The sequence below is a fragment of the Mesorhizobium sp. M7A.F.Ca.US.005.03.2.1 genome (assembly GCF_003997795.1).
Taxonomy (GTDB): Bacteria; Pseudomonadota; Alphaproteobacteria; order Rhizobiales; family Rhizobiaceae; genus Mesorhizobium; species Mesorhizobium ciceri.
In genome coordinates, this window is record NZ_RZRP01000994.1 from 1 (window position 1) to 2,125 (window position 2,125).

General features: G+C 58.6%; 2 protein-coding genes. Both read left to right on the forward strand.

Annotation, left to right across the window (positions count from 1 at the left end; all coding sequences use genetic code 11):
* Positions 1–95: 95 nt before the first annotated feature.
* Entirely contained in the window at positions 96–362 is a 267-nt protein-coding gene (gene rpsT / locus EN991_RS33680; RefSeq protein WP_013533694.1) for a 30S ribosomal protein S20, read from the forward strand.
* A gap of 853 nt (positions 363–1,215) precedes the next feature.
* Positions 1,216–2,125 (forward strand): DnaA/Hda family protein (locus EN991_RS33685; protein ID WP_164769573.1); only part of this gene is annotated, 910 nt, incomplete at its 3' end.

Sequence of the window (2,125 nt, forward strand, 5' to 3'; positions counted from 1 at the left end):
AAGCCGCACCAACCGAGGCGGCCCCGTGGCAGCCCGTTTGTTTTTTGCGCCCTGCGGCATCCCGCATGCGCCGACCAGATCAGAAGAGAGGCATCATGGCCAATACATCCTCGGCCAAAAAGGCAACGCGCAAGATCGTCCGCCGCGCAGCGATCAACAAGAACCGTCGCTCGCGCGTCCGCACCTATATCCGCCAGGTCGAAGAGGCGCTTGCCTCCGGTGACAAGGCTGCCGCACAGGCTGCCTTCAAGATCGCGGAACCGGAATTGATGCGCGCCGCAACCAAGGGCGTGATTCACAAGAACACGGCGTCCCGCAAGGTGTCGCGACTGGCTCAGCGGGTCAAGGTACTGTCGGCCTGACATTACTTGCCTAGACTGACGTTCTTCGAACCCGGCCGTTTGTGCCGGGTTTTTTCGTTTGCCGGCAAGCACTTAAAAAGAATGTCCGGAAACGGCGTCTTATGCGGATTTCACAATAGGGAATAGTTTGCCGGCATATGCATGCCTGCTGTTGATCGGCACACTTGAAAATCGCCGGCCTAATGATTCTTGGCTGTCAGAAATAGCTTATATTTTTCAAACGCTTACAGATGGTGATCCACAGCTTGTCCACACCGGACTGGCCCGATCGGGGAGAAGTCGCTGTCAAGCGAATTATTTCAGAATATTTCTGTCAGCGCCCGGTTTTTCATATTCGCCGGAAAAGGGTTTGAATCACAATGGCTTTGTTAAAATGTGCCGTCGCGGCATGCCACTCGAACCCGCCTCCACTAACCAGATTCCTTAAAAATCCGTTAGACGTGGCCTTGCCCTATCCACAGCGATTTCGGTAGTGTCGATCTATCGAAAGGGACGGGCTCTGGCTCTTAACCCAAGCCTGAATCGGCCAGCTTAAATTGGCGGGATTTGCAACGCGGATCAAGTCCGCGGACGGCTTTGGTTTGTCTTTTTCGATACGGTAGGGGACTGGCGTAACTAGACATGGCAGGTAGACGGCGCGCCGGCGCTCTTTTCGCCGGACGGTGTTGTATTGCCCTGACATACCCAACGCGGACTGGCTTCCATGGGCCGGCACCGGTTCCCACGGATAATGGGCGACGTTCACCTGCCGGCGGCGGCAGCGGACATCGTAGCAAAGACTTAGGTCGCCGGAACCGGATGCAGGAGGCGCATCCCCGGCGGAAAACAGGTACGGAAGGACAAGGAAAAGATCATGCAGAGCGGCATCGAAAGGGAACTTACGGGCGACCTCCCATTTCCTGGAACTTTGATCGGAGCAAACGACATGGCGGTGTCCAGCGACGCGGAACAGAAATTCGACCGGGTCAAGACCCAGTTGAAGGCGCGCCTGGGAACCGAAGTCTATTCGAGCTGGTTTGGCCGCATGAAAGTCGCCGAGGCTTCCAAGGGCATTGTCCGCATCTCGGTGCCTACCGCCTTCCTGCGCTCATGGATCAACGGCCACTATCTCGACCTCATCTCCGAACTGTGGAAGCAGGAGGATCCCGATCTTCTCAAGATCGACATCGTCGTGCGCACGGCAACCCGTCAGGGACGCGCCCAGGCCGAGCCAGAGGTAACGCCGGCACGCAGCAAGGTGACACGGCAGACGCAGACGGCGCTTGCCGCAGGCACAGTCAGCCCCAGCCGGGTGGAGCGCGCATCGACTCCGCGTCCGGGCACACCCGTCGAGAGCGAATTCCGCCACAACGTTCTGGGGTCACCGCTCGATCCACGCTACACGTTCGGCTCTTTCATCGAGGGGCCGTCGAACCGGGTGGCCTTCGCCGCCGCCAAGGCAGTGGCGGAATCGCAATCGAGCGCGGTGCGCTTCAATCCGCTCTTCCTTCACGCAACCGTCGGGCTCGGCAAGACCCATTTGCTGCAGGCCATCGCCGCGGAATCGCTGAAGCAGAACCCCAAGTCGCGCGTCGTCTATCTCACGGCCGAGTATTTCATGTGGCGCTTTGCCACCGCCATCCGCGACAACAACGCTCTGACGCTCAAGGAGCAGCTGCGCGACATCGACCTGCTCATCATCGACGACATGCAGTTCCTGCAGGGCAAGTCGATCCAGCACGAATTCTGCCACCTGATCAACATGCTGCTCGACAGCGCCAAGA